This window comes from Sphingobium sp. RAC03, from assembly GCF_001713415.1.
Classification (GTDB): domain Bacteria; phylum Pseudomonadota; class Alphaproteobacteria; order Sphingomonadales; family Sphingomonadaceae; genus Sphingobium.
In genome coordinates this window covers 90415-109521 of the sequence record NZ_CP016457.1, presented here as the reverse complement: position 1 = coordinate 109521, position 19107 = coordinate 90415, and the positions used below count along the sequence as shown (strand labels likewise).

The following is a 19107-nucleotide window of genomic DNA, read 5'->3' as shown; positions in this document are numbered from 1 at the left end:
ATCCCTCGCAGCCGGCTGTGGTCGTCAGCCCCAGAGGCTGGAGAGCGGTGCTGCGGCTAGGCGGTCGCCAAAGGCAATCGTCTGCTCATGATCGTAGAGCACGGCGCCGAACGCAAAGCGTTGCCCCGTCGCAGCGGCGAGTTTGCGCAGGCCCGAGAAATCCTCGGAGCGGACCGTCGCGGACGCCTTGACCTCCAGGCCGACGATCCGCCCGTCCCGGTCCTCGAGGACGATATCGACCTCATCCAGCTCCTTGTCCCGAAAGTGGCTCAGCGAGAAGCGGTCGTCGGACCAGCCCGTGAGCTTGAGGATCTCCGAGAACACGAAGGTTTCGAGAATGGCGCCGAAACGGGAGCGATCCGCTGCCACCTTTTCGGGTGTGAGGCCGGTGAGCGCGGCCAGCAGGCCTGAATCGAGGAAATGCAGCTTGGGTTTCTTTGTCAGTCGCTTGAGGGCGTTATTGTGCCAGGGCGGCAAGGTCCGCACGAGAAACAGCTGCTCGAAGATCCCGGTATATTTCTGGGTGGTCACATGATTGAGATCGAGACCGGCGCCGACACCCGCGTGGTTGATCAATTGCCCGGCATGAGCGGCAAGCGCCCGAAGCAGGCGCGGCATGCGATCGGGCTGGTCGACGTTGGCGATGTCGCGGACGTCTCGCTCGACCACGGCCTCGACATAGTTGTCGTACCAATCCTGGCGTCGGGTCCAGCTTTTGCGCGCGACGGCCTCCGGATAGCCGCCGGCCAGCACCAGATCGACGAGGTCGCCGCCGAGCAGCAGCGTTCCGGGTTCCGGCGCTCGCCCGGCGAAGAGGGACTCGAGGAAGCGCGGCGCCGGTTGGGCGAGGATCTCGGATTGAGCCAGAGGCAGCAGGCGTATGATTTCCATTCTGCCCGCAAGCGAGTCCGCTATGCGCGGCAGCGTCATCAAATTGGCCGAGCCGGTTATGAGGAAGCGGCCGGGGCGGGGATCCCGATCGACGCTTTCCTTGATGGCCAGAAGCAGATCGGGTGCTCGCTGGACCTCGTCGATGATCGCCCGGTCAAGCCCGCGCACCAGCCCGGCCGGATCGGATTTCGCGGCAGACAGGGTCGTCGCGTCGTCAAGCGTCAGATAGGTCCGGGATTTCTCGGCGAGGGAGCGGGCGAGGGTGGTCTTGCCTGCTTGCCGGGGCCCGGCCAGCATGACTACCCTGGTATCCTGCAGGGCCTCATGGACGCGATGGGTTGCATGACGAAGAAGCATGGCGGTCTGAAGCCCAATCAGCACCTAAATGAAAGAGTGTGGGCGTCTATCTGAAATTGTCGCTACGGCCAAATGAAATCACACTTGGGGCCGCGAAGGCTCGCCTATCGGTCGCCAGCGACACCGGGCGCGCTCGCTCGCACAAACCGGTGTCGCGCCATTCGATCCGTGTAGGCGTCGCCCAGGACAATTTCGCTGCCGGCGATCAAGTGGGCCTATCGCTCGCGCAATCCGAAGACCGTGATGCGCTATGGCGCGAAGCTTGCAGCAAAAAGTGGCGCGAGCACACGGAGGGCGATGTGGTTTTCCGAGGCCCAAAAGCGCGGATGCTGCCTGTGGTCGGGAGGTGTTGGTTGATCGGCCCTAGCGCAGGAGGCGGAGCGCGACATCGCGATAGCTCAGAGGATGAACATTGTCCTCTGAGCGAAAGCGCATCAGATCGAGCGTCTCATCGCCGAAGGTCGCCGCGACAGAACTGACCGTGTAAGCTTGGGCGCGCGCATAAGGCAGCAACCAGATGACACGCTTCGCCGAAACGCTCGTTCGGATTTTCAGGAGCTTATTGAGAAGTCCCTGACCGGCCATATCATTTGATCCTATCGCAAAGATCGATGTCCCGTAGCGCTTGGCTGGCCGCCGCCAAGCAAGGATCTGGGCTGCAGTGGCGCGCTCGGTTGCCTGGACATCGCACTGCTGGGCGTAGCGGGCATTGATCGCCCGCGCCGTGCCGACGCCAGTGCTATCACCCAGGATAAGGCATTCGAACATGCGCGAGCCGCTCCTTGCGAACAGGTTAGCGCCAGCAGATTGAAAGCGAAATCGAAAATCAGAAGGTCACGATGGTCGAACAGGGGAGGGGCAACATCCACAAGCCTCGGTGCTCAGCTCGTCGACGCGGTCCGCCAGTTCCGTAAGGTCAGCCTCGGCCAGGATGAAAAGATCGTCCTCATCGGCAAAGAACATCTTGGCGCGTTCCTGCTCTTCGAGAAGGTAGGGCTCATCGTCGAACCGCTGGTGCCACTGGCTGTCCACGAACTTCATGAGCGCCGACCATGCGGCGGGTTCGGCGTCGTGGACCGTAATCGCCTCGACGCCCTGATAGACAATGAAGAGGACCGTCACCAGCATAGCTCTATCCGCCTGGAGGTCGGTGATCCCGGCGCAACATCCGCTTCACCTAGCCTCATTCACGTTGTGCAACGCAATATGTAGTTCTCCGACCCTTGATTTATCAGCGATTATGCGATGGAATGTCGCCGTTTGGCGGCAAGAAAAATCATCCCGGCTGATGCTTTTGCCTTTACGACGGCGATTAAGGCTTTGCTCACCATGATTGGGTAGAGGAGGGCAGGGCAGGGACGTCAGGCGGGGCCGACACACGCCGGGTGCAAATCTGGGGCGAGTCGTCGGAAGGGTGATGGCATTATCATGGCGCATCTGACACAGGTCGAGATCGCGAACTGGATCGCTCTTTACGTCGCCGCAGGCCTGTGTTGCGGCATCGCGGTCATTCTGTCGGTCGCAACCACATTTATCGAAATCTATCGCGAGCGAGCGTGGACAAATATCGATTCTTTCGGCTCCGCTGCCCTCTTCCTGCCAAAGACCTGGTGGCGCTGGCAGAAGCTCTATTTCATATCGACGCCCGTCACCCTCGGCATCGTTGGCGCTTTCGCCGCCTCGATGTCATGGAGCTGACGGCCACCGCAGCGCTGTAGAGGATTAAGCGTTGAGCGCGTCCGTCAGAATGGCGCGGACATGGCCCTCGTGGAGATGTGCCGGCGTGATGCTGACCACCGGGGCGATCTGCGCCATGCGTGGATGCGTGACGGCCTTGGATGCCTTATAGTCCTCATCCTCGACGCCCATGGCTTCCACGATGAGTTGCCGGATCTCGCCCGTGGAGCGTGAGCGAGCCTCGAGGAGGAAATCCGGCCTGCAGGCGCCGATCGGCGTCAGCTTGTCAAAGACGGGCTTCTCGATCGCGATGTCGATCCCATCCCGATCCAAATAGTGCCGTGCCGCCAGCAACTCGCGCAAAACGGTCCGCTCAAACTCTGAATCGACGGGAATGAAGCGCCTGCCCGAATAGATGGGCTGGGCATAGGCCCGCAAAGGCGCGTAGCCGTGCGCTTCGGGATATTCGCCGGCCACGACGATGACAAGATAGGGGCCCTTGATCGGATTTCCCCGCACAGACGGGGATTGAACCCGATTGGCGATCACGACGGGCTCGCACCCCGCAACGATAACTTGCGCTCCTTTGAACGCGGGCGAGAAGAGGGTAAGGAACGCTTGGGGTGCATGGCCTCGCGGCCAGTTTCGAGACAGCTCGCGAAGTCCGGCATAAACGCGGTTGCTGTGAAGCGCCTTGGCGTGGGTCCACAGAGCTCGACCGAGCTCGATGCCAGGCGCGATCTCCATCTTACCCGCGGCCGCGGTGAGCGCCTTGAACTCGTCGCTGATCGAATGGTCGACCAGATCATGCGACAACGGCGCGCAAAGGTTGAGGCCCGCCACGTCGAGAAGTCGCCATAGCAGCCGCGCAAGGCGGGGCACCGAAGCATGTCGGGTCCGATCGTCGCTTGTGTCTTCCTCCGGTCGCTGGGCCAGCTTCTCGGGAGCGGGCCGCAAAACCTCGAAATAGCCTGTGGGAGGATCCGCCGGTGTCTGATGAGTACGGATCTCGGTGATGCGGTTCGTCACCTGATCCCGGAAGAACGGGCAATCGGGTTGGTGTTCGGGGCGCTTTGAGCTGGTGAGGCGGCGCAAATAATAGGTCTCCGCCTCGGAGAGAAAGGCTGGGGTCAGGATGGGTGGCGCCGTGTCGTCGTCCCGGCAGTCACATGCGATCCACTTACCGCCAATCCGGGCTTGCTGGACCAACATGATGCCCGCTTCCTCGTCCCCTCGGGAGCCCTCGCCTGCGTACCATCGGACCAGAGCCGACCTGACAGGGTCGGGGAGGGGGATTCGGCGCGCACTGCGCCCGTCGCCATGGCGATCGATCAACCACATGAACGACCCTTTCGGAGGAGGAATGGGGGATTCTCACTCAGGCCGGCGGGATTGACAATCCCGTTCTGTCGATCCCCACTTTCGAAATAGCGGTTTCGGGAGGCCGAAAATGAGGTCTTATCTTCTGTGTGGTGTAGCAATCCTGATGGGCAGCGGGACGATGCTGCAGGCGGCGCCCCAGGGTCGCAAAGCCGTTCGCTCCGTGCAGTTGATCTCGATGACGGGCGCCACGCCAGCACCAGCGTCGCCCGAAGTGCCGGCGCCGGATGCAGGAAGAGGGGAGGAAACCGAGCCGTCGGTCGACAATGGTCCGGTGCTGGGGGAATTTCGTGTGCATGATCTCAGCCGACGATGGGTCGAATTTCAGATGGCCAGCAGCTTCACCCCTCGGACTCCTTCAGCGGCGCAGGCAGCCGTCGACGACGATGATCCGTTCGCGCATGTCGGGGTAGCCCAGCTCGGCGCAGCGCCCGTCGCAGGCTATATGATCCCTTCGGTATCTTCGATGCCGATTCCGGCATGGATGAGGGGCGGGCCGGTGTTTGCGGCCGCAGTTAACCGCTATGTGCCTGGCTGCACCGCCGCCGGCTATCGACCTAGCGGCTTCCTCACGGCCGACACCGAATATCGTCGGCAGAACTACTATTCGATGATGAGCAACATCGCCTGCCAGTACGGCATCCCGGTCGGCCTGTTCGATGCGATGATCATCCGTGAGAGCCGCTATCAATCTGGCGTCTATTCCCCGAAGAACGCCTTCGGCTTGACACAGCTCATGCCGGACACGGCAGTGGGCCTGGGTGTAAATCGCTACAATGTCGCGGATAACCTGCGAGGCGGAGCCAAATATCTGCGCGAGCAGCTTGATCGGTTCGGTCAATACCACTTGGCGCTCGCGGCCTACAACGCGGGACCGGGCAGGGTACGCAATGGCCTCGTACCGCGGATCGCCGAGACCCAGGCCTATGTCGACGATATACTCATGAACTGGTCTCGGTTGAGCGGGCTCTCGAGGGTTGGTACGGTTCAGACACCATCATCGCCTTCGCCGTCGGTCCAGCGCGCGCGCTTCGGGCGTTCGGCCACCGTGTCGACCTTTTGAGGTGTCGGTTTCTTGACGGCGTTCCAGCGAATAATGGATTGTTGTTCGTGTCTTTAGGGAAAACGCGACAAAAAAAAGCCCGTCGGGGCTTGGTCGCTATATTGCGAGGTTGGCTATTTCTGAAAGATTGGCTCTGCGAACGAGAACGGAACTGACTTCCTTGACCAGCCTTTGGACCACCGCTGCTTGCAGTGGCCCCGCCCATTCTCGTCGGACTTCGGAGCCATCCATCCCTTCAATTTCTTCGAGGGCTGCGACCAGCATTGAAGGCAGACCTCTGAACATTTCGCTGAGCATTGCAATCAGGGTCGCGTAGCGCGCGTCGTGCAGGAGCTCCTGGTCGCGAAAAGCCTCTACGCGAATGATGGCTTGGATAATGTTTATGTCCAACGCGTGCAGGACCGTCTGGAATTCGACCAGCGTCATGGCGGCGCGCTTGGCTGGATCGTGATGCAGAATAAGGGCGAGGCGGGTCTTGCTGATGCCCGTCTTCAAGGCAAGCTTGCGTTGACCTGTGTCTTTCTCGGCCATCGCCTGGAGGATCATTGGAATGTAATCCCGCTGCGCATCGTCAACCGCTAATGCGGTCGCCGCTGTTGCCTCTATCCTGGCAAGGGATGACATTGCCTGGCCCCCTGTATTCCGCTCGGACTCGAAGAGGAGAACATACCAGCACAGCCATTGCAACCCCGTCCAGAGGCGAACATGGCCCCACGATGAACCGGTAACTACTTGAGACGAACGACATTTCCGTCTTGCGAATCGTTCGCATTCGTCTCGCCGCATTTTCCTGTCGGTTCGTCGAGGCCGAGCCGTTCAAGTACTCGCGTCGCCTTCTGTTCGACAACGTAATCAAAAAGCAATATCGACAGTGCATCGCCGACCGTGAGGTTCGATCCGATCTGGCTTCCAAGTCGCTTCTTGGCTTCGACAAGCGAATCAGCGCTGGAGCGCGAGATACTGAGGTAAATACGGATATCGCCTTTCGTCGGAATCGTGACGAGGTGGTCGCGGATTATTTCGGGATCATGCTCCTCCATTTTGCAACTGAAGGCGGCTCGAGAGTTAACCAGGCTGGCAAGCGTCTGATAGCGCTTGGTCTCATTGGAGTGAAGGCGCAGACTCTCGGTGGTCAGGTGAAAAAGGTGCTCCGAAATATCGAGAGCATAGCCGCGAGAGTCCCCACTCATTCCTGCACGTCCCTCACCCTGTTCTAGGTTTACCCTCGGCGAACGGCCGACCCGCAGAGCTTACTTGAATTCTAGACGCCTGAAACCACCTCGATTCCAGAGCGCGAATCTACTCGCATCCAGACCGTACCGCAATTGACCGAAAGGCCGCCCCCTATTCCGGGGCAGGGTGCCCCGAGGAATGGGGCAGGGTGCCCCGGAATAGGGGGCAGCGTGCCCGGCATGTCGGGGCAGTGCGCCCCGGAAACCGGGGCAGAGGGTCCTTGCGCGGTGAAAAATTTCACCGTTCCCCGTCGTTTCCGAAACCGCGCGTTGCAGCCGGACTCCCGCCGGGGTCAATTTTCGAATGGGCGCGGATCCGTCGCGTCTCCATTGAAGGGAAAACCCATCATGCAGTCTGTCCTGAAACACAGCGGACGCGCGGAGTTGGCCATCCTCGCCCTCGCCGCACTCGCGTTCGCGCTCTTCCTGTTCGCTGGACCGGCATTCGCCGGCGCCGACACCACGTTCGACACGGCCCTGACGAAGTTCACCGACTTCCTCGAGGGTTCGGGCGGCAAGATCATCACCGTCCTGTCCCTCGCAGGTGGCATCGTCGCGCTGGCGTCGGGCCGCTTCTCGATGGGCCAGATCGCGATTCCGGTTGGTGTCGGCGTCGGCGCCGGCACCGGTATTCCGATCGTCACCTCCACGGTGACAGCCACGATCTGACAGGGCCAACGGCCGGGCGAGGTAGCAGCTTCGACCGGGCATTGGGGAGGGTGGTGCAATGGCCGCAGACAAGTACGTCATACCGTCTCATCTGGACGATCCCGAGCTGATCGGGCTGTGGACGCTGGATGAATTCCTCGCAATGGTGATCCCATTCACCTGGGGAATCCTGTCTCAGCATATTCTCATTGGCATGTTGCTCGCGGGCGCAGGCTGGTGGGGTCTCAAAAAGGCTAAGGCAGGTCGGGCGGCGTCGTGGCTGCTTCACATGGCTTATTGGCACCTTCCTGCCGGCTTCACCGGCATGAAGGCGACACCACCCTCTTATCTTCGCTTGATGGCAGGGTGACATGGAAATCACATATCAGCACGCGCAAAACCAGCGCATCCTCAAGCAGCGCAATCTTCTTGTGGTGGTCGCGGCGGCGCTCGCAAGTCTGACGGCCGTGCTGTTCTTTGTCACCGTCACGCGGGATCGTGAAATCGTCCTGCAGCCGGTCCTTCGTTCTCCGCTCACGGTGAGCAGCGCAGGCGTTTCCCGCGAATATCTCGAGCTGATTACGCGCGACACCGCGGTACTCACGCTCGATCGGAGCCCCCAGAACCTCGAATATTGGATGAAGTCGGTTCTCGACATCACCGCCCCTGGCGCCCAGGGCAAGCTGAAAGCCGATCTCATGAAGATCGTGAATGAGCAGCGCGGGTCATCGATCGCGCAGTTCTTCACTATCCAGACGATGGAGATCGACCCCAAGAATCTGTGGTCCACGGTGACCGGCGATCTCCACACGATTGTCGGCAACAAAGTCGTGTCCAACGAACGCCGGACCTTCCGTTTCGACTGGGAATATTCCGGCGTCTCGCTGAAGCTGGTCGGCTTCGGAATGGTGACGACCGGCAAGGAAAAGGATCAATGATGTCGGTCTATGCCCTTGGCAGCGCCGTGACCGGCGCCGCCTTTCTGTCGCGCACCTATTGCCACGCGAGCCGCTTTATCGGGGCGTCTCTGGTCGGCCTGGCGGTCCTTCTCATGGCGGACCCCGCCTGGGCCGATCAAACGATCATGGCGTCGGACAGCAGTCAGGTCGATTGCACCGCGTCGGCCAAGGACCTGACCCGGATCAGCCTCGTCGAGGATGAGTTCGCGTCCGTGTCGAAGATCTCGACGGGCAATCCGCAGGACGATTTCTCGGTCGTCAACGAGCCGGTGCGAGGCGACATATATCTGTCGGTTCCGGACGGCTTTGGGAGGCCGGCGCTGTCGTTCTTCGCGACCAGCAAGCGCGGTTACGTCTACAAGTTCGTGTGCCGCATCGCCGGCGACCAGGCAGCGCAGGTCTTCATCTCCAATCCAGCGATCGCAAAGGAGAAGGTGGCCGAAAATGCGGCGCCTGAGAAGGCCGGGCCCCAGGATGCCGCCGTCGAGCTCGTCCAGGCCATGTATTCCAACAGCGTCGTTGACGGCTACGAGATGCGGCAGCGCGCGCTGAGGCCCGTCTATGTCGGGAATCTCAAGGTCCAGATGATCGCGGAATATCGCGGGTCTGACCTGATCGGCAAGGTGCTGCGGATCGAGAACAAGAGCGATGCGTCGGTCGAGCTTACCGAGGCGACCGTTGCTCCGGCAAGTGCGCTCGCCGTCTCCATCGCCGAGCCCAGGCTCGCGCCCGGTAAGGTCACCACGGCCTACCTCGTCTCGCAGAACGGGAGGTAAGGACATGGCTTTTGCCGATCTCTTCCAACGCAAGCGCAAAGCCCTCGATGGCGAGGAAGGGGGAGGGGTTTCGCCCGTCGCCAACGAACTGTCGGCCAATGAGGCCGTGCGGAAAAAGCAGCGCCTGTTGCTGGCCGGCGTCGCTGGTGTCGGCCTTGTCGCGTCGTCCTTCTGGATTTTCGGCGGCAGCGAAGACAAGACCAAGGTCGCTGATGATGGTGTCACCAAGGTCGAGGTTTCGACAAATGATCTCGTCAATCGCAATCTCTCCCAACAGGAATGGATGGCGCTTTCCGAGAACCGCTTCCAGTCGACCGAGAACCAGCTCAAGTCGGTCAGCTCGCAGCAACAGCGCATGGACCAGCTGGCTCAGCAGATCGAGCTTCTGAAGGGCCAGAACCAGTCGATGCAGGCCGATGGCGCGCGCGTCCTGTCCGCCTATCAGGCCGAGAACGATCAGCTAAAGCGGCAGATCGCCGACAAGCGCACCACGCCTCCCCCGGTTCCTGGTCCTGGCGCGATGTACGGTCCAAGCGGAGCGCAAGCCTATCAACGCCCCGACGGCGCGCCTGGCGCCCGCCTCGCCGACATGGGGCGGGGGAGCGAGGTCAAGATGGTCAGCTTCTCGACGGCCGATACCGGCACGGCATCGAAGGTGGCCAAGGGCAACACGGTTTATACCGACAGCATCAACTACCTGCCGCCCAACAGCTTCGCGTCGGCGAAGGTCATCGTGGGGGTGGATGCGAGCGCGGGCGTCAACAGCCAGACCGACCCGCTGCCCGTCGTTCTTCGTGTCACCGGGCCTGCGCGGTCGGTCTACCAGAATGGCAGGCTCCTCACGACCAAGATCGAAGGTTGCCTTATCAACGGCGCGGCGCGCGGCGATCTCTCGAGTGAGAAGGTCTACGTCAAGCTGCAGAAGATGACCTGCCCGCAGCCGGGCGGGCGGTATGCCGTCTCCGAGGTCAAGGGATTCATCGCCTTTGGCGGCAAAACCGGGGTTCGCGGCCGTGTCGTATCGCGCGAGGGTTCTCTGGTCACGCAGGCCTTCATCGCGGGTCTCGCCGGGGGCTTCGGTCGCGGCTTCTCGGCCAACGCCAATTCCGTTTTCCAGGGCACCAACATCAGCACCAACGGCAAGCGCGAGAAGCTGTCGACGGGTGATATCCTCGAAGGCGGCTTTGGCGAGGGCGTGGCTCAAACGGGCGACATGGTCTCGAAATATCTGATCGAGCGCGCCGAGCAGTACCAGCCCGTCATCGAGATGCCGACCGGCGTCGACGTCGAAATCGTCTTCTTGGAGGGTGTATATGTTCGCAATTGATCGTTCAGGCGGTCTCCGCACTCTGGCGCGGCCGTCAAGCCTCATGCTCGCGGCGACGATATTGAGCGTCGCCGGCATCGCGCTGGCAGCCGACGTTCAAAAGCCCGAGGACAAGGTTCGCCTTTTGCTCAAGACGCGGTTGCCGAAGACCCCGATCAACGCGATCGACTGCGGCAAGATCACCGGGCTCTGCGAAATAACCGCCGGCTCCAACCTGTTCTATGTCGATGGCGGCGCGCGATATCTGGTCATCGGCCGGGTTTACGACATGCAAACGCGGCAGGATATAACGGCCGCGCGCCTGCTCGAGATCAACCCCGACATGCTCGTTGGCGGCGCGGCCAAGGCGAATGCCGCTGCTGCCACGGGCGAGCCGGAGGAGGAATCGGCCGATATCCGGACGCCAGCGACGGGTGTGAGAAAGACGTCGCTTCCGTCGAAGCCGGCGATGCTGTCCCTTGCGGGCCTTCCCAGGGAGGGCGCAATTGTCTGGGGCAACAAGGCCGCGGCCGAAACGGTCACGGTCTTCACCGATTTCCGCTGCGGCTATTGCCGTGCTCTGACGTCCGTGCTGCGCAGCATGAACGTGCGGGTGGTCGAGCGGCCGATCTCGGTCCTAGGCAGCCGCGACGTCGCCGATCGCGTCTATTGCGCCCGGAACCAGGAACAGGCGCTGCACGCCGCATATGCTGGCGAGCCGTTCAAAAGCGAAGCGTCCTGTGACACCAAGGGGCTCGATGCGAACGAGAAGTTCGCACATCAGCATGGCCTTAGCGGGACGCCAGTCATCGTTCGCAGCGACGGCGCGGTGCTCGAGGGCTACCGACCCAAGCAGTTCCTCGAGGCCTGGCTCAAAGGAGCGAAGTCGTGAGCGTGCCCGCCCGTCGCGGCATTTCTCGGCGACTGCCGGCGTTCGCGAGCCTGATCATGCTGGTGGCCCTTGGCGGATGCGCCAGTTTCGGCGGTAATGTTAAGGGCAGTTTTTCATGCGCCGCGCCAGACGGGATCTGCGCGCCGACGTCGACGATCGACGATCGTGCGCTGGCGATGATCTCGGGCGATGCGAACGGCGCCTCGACGACGCCGGCGGGGCCGTACATGGACGACGCGCCGAAGGCCCGGGCATATCGTACCGCAGCGTCCGACCAGCGGTCCCCTCTCCAGCAGGTCGACGCGGGGCGCACCCGGGAGCGGGTGCTGCGCATCGTCTTCCAGCCCTATATCGACGAGCGCGGGCGTCTGCACGAGGCGAGCGCCGTTCATGCCGTTGTCGCGCGCGGCGAATGGCAGCAACAGGCGCTGGCGACCGCGACGCCGATCCCGGATCAGAACGCCGTCGCGACGCTGGAGCGTCCCAAAACACTCGCGGAAGCGGTGGATCGGGCTGATCCGCCTGAAGCGGTTGTCGCCTCGATCGATCCCAACCTTCCTGATCCCGCCGTGGTCGCCGCCGCTCGCGCACGCAAGGCCGATCCCGTCGAAGCGATCAAGGCCGATGTTGCGGCCCGCCTCGCCCCCAGGGCGGGTCGCACGCCTGCCCTAACGACAGGCACGCCGGCAGCCTCCTCCTCGGCGAGTGCGGCGGCGGGCGTATCGAAACCCGTCGCGCCGAGCGTTCCGTCGGCCGCTTCGAAAGCGGCGCCTCCCCCGGGCACGCCGGTGCCGGCCCAGGCAGCGGCCACGGCGCGGCCGGCCGCGGCGGCGCTATCGACACCGCTTCCGAAAACGACCTCGAGTGCCGAGGCGCAGGCACGGGTCAAGGGTGATCCGCGCTATCAATCGGCAACGCGCAGCGTCGAGCAGACCGCGCAGCAGGCGGCAACTGACGCCGTCCTTCCCGAAGCGAAGCCGACGCCGAAGGCGACGGTCCGTGCAGCGGGGTTTCCCGCCGCAGTCCCGGAGGACAACTGACATGAGCGCGAAGCCCGGCTTCTTCGACAATCTGCTCGCCGGTGTGTTTGGCGACACCAAACGTCCCGACGCGCAGCGACCCGACCTCGCGGCGCCGATGCTTGCGCATTGGCTCCCCTACCGCAGTTACGACCCGAAAACGGGGATATTCTATAACAGCGCCTCGCGCGGCTTCGTGATCGAGGCAGCGCCGCTGGTCGGCGCGGACGAGCGCACCGGCGAGATTCTGACGCAGTTCCTTTCGGAAGGGATCCCGGCGCCGGGCTGTCTGCAGTTCCATCAGTGGATGTCCCCGCGTATCGGCGAACGGCTCTCCAAATGGTATCTGCCGCGCTACGCGGCGCGGGGCGTGTACGAGCGCATGGCCAAGCATCGCGTCGACTTCCTGACCGATGGTGTCTGGGAATCGCTCTCGGCCGATGCACCGTTCTGCCTGCGCAACCACCGTGTCGCGATCTCCTACTCGACGCCCGAGACGTCCAGCATTTCGGTCGAACAGATCGTGTCGATCATGGAGGGCCTCATTTCCACCCTTGCGTCGGTGAATGTCTCGGCCCGCAAGATGGATCCCGTCGCGCTGATCGGATGGATCGATGACATTACGTCGCCGACGACCGCTGCTGGCGACGATGTGGTCAGCTACAATCCGCTGGACCCGATCGCCGATCAGGCGGTCCGCCGCGATATCGAGCTGCAGGTCGAGCCCGACCGGATGCTGCTGCGGACCGAGCGTTTCCGCCCGACCGGCAAGAAGGTGCAGGGCGCACCCGAGATCGGGGAAATCTACCCAGACGTGTTCGACGTCCGCTCTTTTTCGGTCCGCAACCTGCCCAACCGCTGGGCGCCGTGGGATGTCGTTCGCCTGATCGGCGATATGTTCACCGACAAGCTGCGAATGCCGTGCCCGATCTCGACGAACCTCTGCCTCGAATATCCGGATACGCAATCGTCGACAAACAGGGCCAGCTTCAAGTTCATGCGGACGACGAGTCTCGCGGATTCCAAATCAGCTCGCTTCCTGCCGCAGCTGCGCGATCAGTCGCAGGAATGGCGGTACGTCAACGAGGAAATCCGGCAGGGTCGAAAGCTGGTTCGTTGTTTTTACAGCGTAACGTCCTTCTCGCCGAAGGGGAGGGGGGACGCTAACGAGCGGGTGTTGAAGTCGGTATACCGTGCCGCGGGCTGGGATCTTCTCGACGATCGATACCTGCAGGTGATGGGCCTGCTGTGTGCCATGCCCATGACGATGGCCAACGGCCTTTCCAAGGATCTCGAGCGCATGAAGCGCATGAGGACGCTGCTGACCACGACGGCGGCCAATCTCGCGCCGCTGCAAGGTGAGTATCTTGGTGGCCAGGTGCCGCATTTACTCCTCATCGGCCGCCGCGGTCAGCCCTTCTTCTGGAGCCCGTTCGAGAACGCCGCCGGCAACCATAATGTCGCCGTGTTCGGCAAGTCGGGGTCGGGCAAGTCTGTCGCGTTGCAGGAACTGTGCGCGTCGCTGTGCGGAGCCGGCTCCAAGGTGGTGGTGATCGACGATGGTCGATCGTTCGAGCATTCGGCCAAGCTGCAGGGCGGGGCATTTGTCGAATTCACGATGAGCTCGGGCTTCTGCCTCAATCCGTTTTCGATGATTGACGAGGAACAAGCCGCCCAGGACGAAGACTATTTGCTCGACTGCATGGCGATGCTCAAGGCCATCATCAACCAGATGTCGCGCCATATCGACCGGCTCAACGATACCGAGCGCGGTCTGATCGACGGCGCGGTCAATGACGTTTGGGAAAAGCACGGCCGTCGCGGCTCGATCGACCATGTGATCGAAGCGCTCGGTGCGACGGGCAACCCGCTCGCGGCCGACCTCGGCATCGCGATGCGGCCCTTCTCGTCGGGCGGCACCTACGGCAAGTTCTTCAAGGGCGAGGTGTCCTTCGAATTGAAGGCGCAGCTTACCGTGTTCGAGCTGTCCGACCTGTCGGCCCGGGAAGAGCTGCGCAGCGTCGTGCTGACGGCGATCATGTTCATGTCGCAGCAGATGATGCGAAAGGTCGACCGAGCGATCCCGAAGGCTCTCCTGCTCGACGAAGCGTGGCAGATGCTGCGCGGCGGGGCGATGGCCGACTTCATCGAGACCTATGCGCGTACCTGCCGCAAATATGGTGCGTCGCTGGTGACGGCGACGCAATCGCTCAACGACTATTACAAATCGGCCGGCTCGATAGCCGCGCTCGAAAACTCGGATTGGTTCGTCATCCTGCAGCAAAAGCCGGAGACGATCGCGGACTTCAAGAAGCACGATCGCTTCGAGATGGACGACTACACCGACGCCCTTCTGCGGTCGCTCAAGCGCAACGGGTTCGAATATTCCGACATCATGATCAAGGGCCCGGAGACGCTCGCCGTCGGCCGCCTCGTTCTCGATCCTTATTCGGCCGCTTTGTTCTCCTCGAGCCCCAAGACCTTCGCCGCGATCGACGCGATGATCGCCGAAGGGCTCAGCATGGACGAGGCGATCGAGCGCATTGCCTATCCCGACAACCCCGAGAAATGGGTGAGCAATATCGTCCCCCATGACGATATCGCCATCGCTGCGGAGTAAGCCATGGCGACGATTATTCCGGAACCGATCGACACGGCCGCTGCTGCGGTCCGCCGTCCGGCCATCGACGGCAGGTATCTTCTGTACTTTTACCTGCATTTCACCGGGTTTCTGGCCACGACACTCCTGATGACGTGGGGGATGTTCTTTCTCTTTTTCCTCGTGATCGGCGGCTTTTCATTCGACGGGTTGATGCACCAGCTCAACAATTTCGCGAGCCGGTATGTCGCAGCGGACGCCGACCGGATCGCCGCCTTCAAACAGACCATCACCATCGCGCACCTTGTTCTGTCCTCGGCGATCATCTTCTTCCGCCGGCACAGCATTCTCCCCGCGCGCACCCCTGAAGGGAGTCGCCGTCATGGCTGAACAGCCCGAACTTGACCTGCCGTCCGGTCCCCCGTCCGCGCCCCAAGCCGTGGCGGTGAAGCGCAAAACTGTCTTCGCCGGCTTCACAAAGGTGCAGATCATCATCGGCGGGCTGGCGCTGCTGGCGATCATCTGGTGCATGTGGGTGACGAAGGCCCTTGTCGCGCCGAAACAGGATCACATCGTCTCGGCGCGGCTGTCGTCGATCGTGGGCGAGTATGTGCAGGGGCAGGCCCGATCAGCGTCGCCGCCCGCTCAGGTCGAGTCTGAAATGCGGACGTTCATGGCAACGCTCGACAGCGAGCTGCAGCGGCGTAGCGCCAACGGCCAGGTGGTGTTGGTCGGTGAAGCCGTCCTGACGAAGAACGTGCCGGATATCACGGACAGCCTGAAGGCGGCGGTCTACGCATCCGGTATCGCGCGTCCCAAACCGGCATCGGCCGAGGATTTGCAGCGGCTCGAACAGCTTGGCGCGGCGCAGCTCCCCGCACAGCCGGCGGCGGCGCAACCCCTTGGCCCGGCTGCAACGATCGATCCGATGGCCGCAGCGCAGGGCATGCCGCAACAGGCGACGCCGGTCCAGGCCCCACCGCAGCAACCGATGCAGTACGGAGCGCCGGGAGCTTCGGTATCCACCTTTGGAGGCCCCGATGGCAACGGCGGTCAGTGACGCGCCCAGTCCGCTCTGGAGGCCGCGGAAACGCCTCTGGGGGATGTTGGGCGCGTTCCTTGTCGGCAGCATCGTCCTGACGGCAATCAGCGATTGGCGCGATGCGCATGCCTTCCTCATCAACACGACGGATTCGCTTCCGAACTGGGCGTTCGTGATCCACCGGAAGCAGCTCCCGGGGCGCGGCGGATATGTTTTTTTCGACCCTCCCAGCAATGCGCTGGTGCGTCGTCACTTCGGCGCCAGGCCGAAGATGTTCGGCAAGATCGTCTATGGGATGCCGGGTGATGTGGTTGGCCATGTCGGTTCCATCGTCACGATCAACGGCAAGATGGTGGCCCAAATGAAGCCGCTGACACGCTTTGGCGAGCCGCTGACGCCCGGCGTCGTCGGTGAAATCCCGCAAGGCTGCTACTTCGCCGGCACGCCCCACAAGGACGGCTTTGACAGCCGCTACGCAGAGATAGGTCTCGTCTGCCGCAAGCAGATCGTCGGGACCGGGGAGCCAATCCTGTGAGAACCGTGCTTGATCTCCTGACCGTCGGCGTCGCTGCGACCGTGGTCACCGTGACCGCATCGTTCGTGGGGCCGGCGCGGATCGAGGCCAAGGACTACGGGCAAGCGGGGCAAGCCTTTCCGGTCATCGAGCCAGATCTGCTTACGACGATCGAGTCGCGGTTGAGGCGCGCGGAAGCATCCGGCGAACTGGCGAGAACCAATGAGATGTTCGCCGCGCGTGCCGGGGCCAAGGTGCGTCGGCCGACCCCGGTCGCGGGCATCACGCCGGCGGAGGAAGCGCGGACCTGGGACTATGATCCGTCGGTCACGCTCGAGCGCGCCATCCACGACCAGAAGGGCAACCTGATCGCGGCCGCCGGCCAGAGGATCAACCCGCTCGACTTCGTTGCGATCAAGCAGGACCTCGTCTTCATCGACGGTGACAACAATGCGCAGATCGCGTGGGCGACCAGTCGCTACACCGACCTCAAGGCCAAGATCATCTTCGTGAACGGCTCGCCGATCGAGGCGATGACGGCGCGGAAGCGGCGCTTCTATTTTGATCAGGAAGGCAAGCTCACGGCCAAGTTCGGCGTTCAGCATACGCCTGCCGTCGTGACCCAGGCTGGCAGGATCATGCGGGTTTCGGAGCATGTACTGAAGAAAGGGAGCATCGGCTGATGCCGCTGTGGCTGGACCTGCTGCGCACGCCGATGGCGGCACCCGAAAGCCGCTCGCTCCGCCGTATGCGGTTCACCTGGCAGGGGCTTTGCCTGTCGCTGGCGCTCACCGTCACCCTGTTCACGCCGTTTCATCGCATGGCGGGCCAATTGGCGCCGGTCTTTGTAGCGGTCCAGTTGGTGGCGACGGCGGTCTACAGCTGGCTCTACCTCGCCCGGAAGCAGCGCATCGACAAGGCTTTCCTCGATCGCGCTGGGGAGAGTGAATGATGCGTTGGTTGCGCCCCTTCCTCGGTATCCTCCTGCTGTTGACGGTCGTGTTCGCGCTTGCGCCCAGGGCGGAGGCAGCCGGTCCGACGTGCAATGGCAAATTCGTCAATCCGATCACCGACGTCTGCTGGTCGTGCCTGTTTCCGCTGTCGGTAGGAGGGCTCAAGATCTGGCCGAGCAGCCGGCCCGACCCGAGCAATCCGGCGTCGCCGGTATGCGTCTGCAGCGATCCGCTTCCGCGCATCGGCATTTCGGTCGGTTTCTGGGAGCCGGCGCGGCTTGCTGACGTGACGATGAAGCCCTGGTGTTTCCCCAACCTCGGCGGGATCCGCATCGCCCCTGGCTTCGATATAGGCCAAGGCTATCTGGCCGGGCCATCGATGGTCGGCGGTCGATCCCAAAGCACCGCCAAATGGCACGTCCACTGGTACGTCTATCCACTTCTCTACTGGATGGAGATCCTGACCGATTTCGTGTGCTTCGAGCAGGCGTCGTTCGATATCGCCTACATGACCGAGATCGATCCGCTCTGGCAGGATGACTCGCTGACCACGCTCATCAACCCGGAGGCGATCGTGTTCGCGAACCCTATCGCGCAGGCAGCGTGCGCCGGTGATTGCATCGCCGGCACGGTCGGGCTTCCGCTCGATCCGTTGTTCTGGTGCGCGGGTTGTCAGGGCAGCATGTACCCGCTCAACGGCAATATCCCGGCGTCGATCGGCCATGTGCAGTCGTCACGTCTCGCGATTTCCCGGTTCGCCTACAAGATGCACCGCGAGGCGCTGGCTTGGGGAACGATGGGCTCGGAGGGCCTGTGCAAGAAATACCTCATGCCGATCATGCGGAAGCAGCAATATCGCTTCCAGATGGTCAACCCGATCCCGACCGTCAGCGGCCGCTTCGCGTGCTCGGCGATCGGCGCTTCCACCATGCCGCCCGACGCGGGTCGCGCCTACCCCGCCGGTGGCGAGGACATGGGCTACCTCATCTGGCGCAAGCGCAATTGCTGCGTGCTATAGGGGACCGACGATGCGCCTATTGGCCTGGGGCATCACCGCCCTTCTAGGAACCGCCGGGATTTCGGCCCTGCTCGCCCAGACCGTCGACGAGCTCGACGTACAGGCGATCAAGAAGCGCTCGGCCGACCTGGCGGCTGACGCACAGGCCTTCGTTGACCAGGTCAAGAATCGAGGAGACGAGTTCAGGGAGGAAGCCGCCGCGATCCGCGAAAGCGGCACGGAAAACATGCGGCAGGTCGCAGCGAAGGATCTGCCCAAGGGTCCGGCGGGGCCGATCGACTTCGATGAGATCGTGCAGGGGGCGTCGAAGAACGCCAGCGCAAAGGGCGGCGATGCTCCGCAATTAATTGTCTTCGCGAGCCTGTCGATGCCGCCGCAGTCGCTTAAGCAGCTCATCAAGGACACGGCGAGGGCAGGGGGCGTCGTCGTTTTCCGGGGCTTCCCGAACAATTCCATGAAGGAGTTCGCGGGCAGGCTCGGCCAGATTGTCGAAAGCCAGGGCGATTTCACAAATATCGGCATCGATCCACGCCTCTTCCGCGCGTTCAACGTGCAGGCGGTCCCCACCTATGTGGCCGTCTCCTCGGACTTCGACCTCTGTGCCGGCTTCTCCTGCCAGACCAAGGTTCCACCCTTTGACCGTATGACCGGCAACGTGACGGTCGAATATGCGCTCAATTCCTTTGCCGAGGGCAACGGACCGGGAGCTCGCATCGCCGCTGTCGGCCTTTCGAATATGCGGAAGGGACGGGAGTGAAGGCTTCAGCGCTTATCGTCGCGC

The 19107-nt window shown here is 62.5% G+C and carries 23 protein-coding genes; 17 read left to right on the top strand and 6 right to left on the bottom strand.

The features are described from left to right. Positions 1-24: 24 nt before the first annotated feature. The 3 genes from BSY17_RS20550 to BSY17_RS20540 all read right to left on the bottom strand — a co-directional run bounded on the left by BSY17_RS20550 (position 25) and on the right by BSY17_RS20540 (position 2376). Positions 25-1248 carry an ATP-binding protein gene (locus tag BSY17_RS20550; protein ID WP_069067212.1) on the bottom strand — a complete coding sequence of 408 codons (1224 nt, stop codon included), beginning with the start codon at positions 1246-1248 and terminating at the stop codon, positions 25-27. 363 nt (positions 1249-1611) lie between these two features. Continuing rightward, a complete protein-coding gene (locus BSY17_RS20545) occupies positions 1612-2016 on the bottom strand; it encodes a hypothetical protein (protein WP_037523445.1) in 405 nt (134 codons plus the stop codon). Between the two features lie 66 nt (positions 2017-2082). Continuing rightward, complete coding sequence (locus BSY17_RS20540) at positions 2083-2376, bottom strand: hypothetical protein (RefSeq protein ID WP_069067188.1); 294 nt, start codon at positions 2374-2376, stop codon at positions 2083-2085. Positions 2377-2676: 300 nt separating this feature from the next. On the opposite strand from BSY17_RS20540, the gene BSY17_RS20535 reads away from it, so the two are divergent. Next, on the top strand, positions 2677-2946 hold the full coding sequence (locus BSY17_RS20535) for a hypothetical protein (RefSeq protein ID WP_069067187.1): 270 nt from the start codon (positions 2677-2679) through the stop codon (positions 2944-2946). A 24-nt stretch (positions 2947-2970) separates the two neighbouring features. On the opposite strand, the gene BSY17_RS20530 is transcribed toward BSY17_RS20535, so the two are convergent. Further along, positions 2971-4266, bottom strand: a complete 1296-nt coding sequence (locus BSY17_RS20530) for a hypothetical protein (RefSeq protein ID WP_069067186.1) — start codon at positions 4264-4266, stop codon at positions 2971-2973. Positions 4267-4375: 109 nt separating this feature from the next. Here BSY17_RS20530 and BSY17_RS20525 point away from each other — a divergent pair, with 109 nt between their 5' ends. Then, positions 4376-5368 (top strand): lytic transglycosylase domain-containing protein, encoded by a 993-nt coding sequence (locus BSY17_RS20525; protein ID WP_069067185.1) that lies wholly within the window; start codon positions 4376-4378, stop codon positions 5366-5368. A gap of 96 nt (positions 5369-5464) precedes the next feature. Here BSY17_RS20525 and BSY17_RS20520 read toward each other — a convergent pair whose 3' ends face one another. Further along, the gene (locus BSY17_RS20520; RefSeq protein ID WP_037523433.1) at positions 5465-5992 is read right to left on the bottom strand and encodes a hypothetical protein; all 528 of its coding nucleotides are present in this window, start codon (positions 5990-5992) and stop codon (positions 5465-5467) included. A 104-nt stretch (positions 5993-6096) separates the two neighbouring features. Beyond that, the gene (locus BSY17_RS20515; RefSeq protein WP_069067184.1) at positions 6097-6558 is read right to left on the bottom strand and encodes a hypothetical protein; all 462 of its coding nucleotides are present in this window, start codon (positions 6556-6558) and stop codon (positions 6097-6099) included. Positions 6559-6948: 390 nt separating this feature from the next. Here BSY17_RS20515 and BSY17_RS20510 point away from each other — a divergent pair, with 390 nt between their 5' ends. From BSY17_RS20510 to trbC, 15 genes are read left to right on the top strand one after another with little or no spacing between them, the layout of a single operon-like run. Then, positions 6949-7269: a TrbC/VirB2 family protein gene (locus BSY17_RS20510; RefSeq protein WP_069067183.1), complete on the top strand. Its 321-nt coding sequence runs from the start codon at positions 6949-6951 to the stop codon at positions 7267-7269. Positions 7270-7327: 58 nt separating this feature from the next. After that, positions 7328-7618, top strand: coding sequence for a type IV conjugative transfer system protein TraL (gene traL, locus BSY17_RS20505; RefSeq protein WP_069067182.1), 291 nt, complete (start codon positions 7328-7330; stop codon positions 7616-7618). Between the two features lies 1 nt (position 7619). Further along, a complete protein-coding gene (locus tag BSY17_RS20500; RefSeq protein WP_069067181.1) occupies positions 7620-8186 on the top strand; it encodes a type IV conjugative transfer system protein TraE in 567 nt (188 codons plus the stop codon). Beyond that, entirely contained in the window at positions 8183-8983 is an 801-nt protein-coding gene (locus BSY17_RS20495; protein ID WP_069067180.1) for a type-F conjugative transfer system secretin TraK, read from the top strand. Before BSY17_RS20500 ends, BSY17_RS20495 begins: the two co-directional genes overlap by 4 nt. Before the next feature lie 4 nt (positions 8984-8987). Beyond that, positions 8988-10310 (top strand): TraB/VirB10 family protein, encoded by a 1323-nt coding sequence (locus BSY17_RS20490; RefSeq protein WP_069067179.1) that lies wholly within the window; start codon positions 8988-8990, stop codon positions 10308-10310. Further along, entirely contained in the window at positions 10297-11181 is an 885-nt protein-coding gene (locus BSY17_RS20485) for a DsbC family protein (RefSeq protein ID WP_069067178.1), read from the top strand. The genes BSY17_RS20490 and BSY17_RS20485 overlap by 14 nt, the downstream gene beginning before the upstream one ends. Then, the gene (locus BSY17_RS20480) at positions 11178-12221 is read left to right on the top strand and encodes a TraV family lipoprotein (RefSeq protein ID WP_237236621.1); all 1044 of its coding nucleotides are present in this window, start codon (positions 11178-11180) and stop codon (positions 12219-12221) included. Before BSY17_RS20485 ends, BSY17_RS20480 begins: the two co-directional genes overlap by 4 nt. Before the next feature lies 1 nt (position 12222). Next, positions 12223-14820: a type IV secretion system protein TraC gene (gene traC / locus BSY17_RS20475; protein WP_069067176.1), complete on the top strand. Its 2598-nt coding sequence runs from the start codon at positions 12223-12225 to the stop codon at positions 14818-14820. Between the two features lie 3 nt (positions 14821-14823). Then, complete coding sequence (locus BSY17_RS20470) at positions 14824-15189, top strand: hypothetical protein (RefSeq protein ID WP_069067175.1); 366 nt, start codon at positions 14824-14826, stop codon at positions 15187-15189. Then, positions 15182-15859, top strand: coding sequence for a TrbI F-type domain-containing protein (locus tag BSY17_RS20465; protein WP_069067174.1), 678 nt, complete (start codon positions 15182-15184; stop codon positions 15857-15859). The genes BSY17_RS20470 and BSY17_RS20465 overlap by 8 nt, the downstream gene beginning before the upstream one ends. Further along, positions 15840-16376: a S26 family signal peptidase gene (locus tag BSY17_RS20460; protein WP_069067173.1), complete on the top strand. Its 537-nt coding sequence runs from the start codon at positions 15840-15842 to the stop codon at positions 16374-16376. The genes BSY17_RS20465 and BSY17_RS20460 overlap by 20 nt, the downstream gene beginning before the upstream one ends. A gap of 5 nt (positions 16377-16381) precedes the next feature. Beyond that, the gene (traW, locus tag BSY17_RS20455; RefSeq protein ID WP_069067172.1) at positions 16382-17038 is read left to right on the top strand and encodes a type-F conjugative transfer system protein TraW; all 657 of its coding nucleotides are present in this window, start codon (positions 16382-16384) and stop codon (positions 17036-17038) included. After that, the gene (locus BSY17_RS20450) at positions 17038-17307 is read left to right on the top strand and encodes a hypothetical protein (RefSeq protein WP_069067171.1); all 270 of its coding nucleotides are present in this window, start codon (positions 17038-17040) and stop codon (positions 17305-17307) included. The genes traW and BSY17_RS20450 overlap by 1 nt, the downstream gene beginning before the upstream one ends. Then, entirely contained in the window at positions 17307-18326 is a 1020-nt protein-coding gene (gene traU / locus BSY17_RS20445; RefSeq protein WP_150125869.1) for a conjugal transfer pilus assembly protein TraU, read from the top strand. The genes BSY17_RS20450 and traU overlap by 1 nt, the downstream gene beginning before the upstream one ends. 10 nt (positions 18327-18336) lie before the next feature. Next, positions 18337-19083 (top strand): type-F conjugative transfer system pilin assembly protein TrbC, encoded by a 747-nt coding sequence (gene trbC, locus BSY17_RS20440; protein ID WP_069067169.1) that lies wholly within the window; start codon positions 18337-18339, stop codon positions 19081-19083. The last annotated feature ends 24 nt before the right edge of the window (positions 19084-19107 follow it).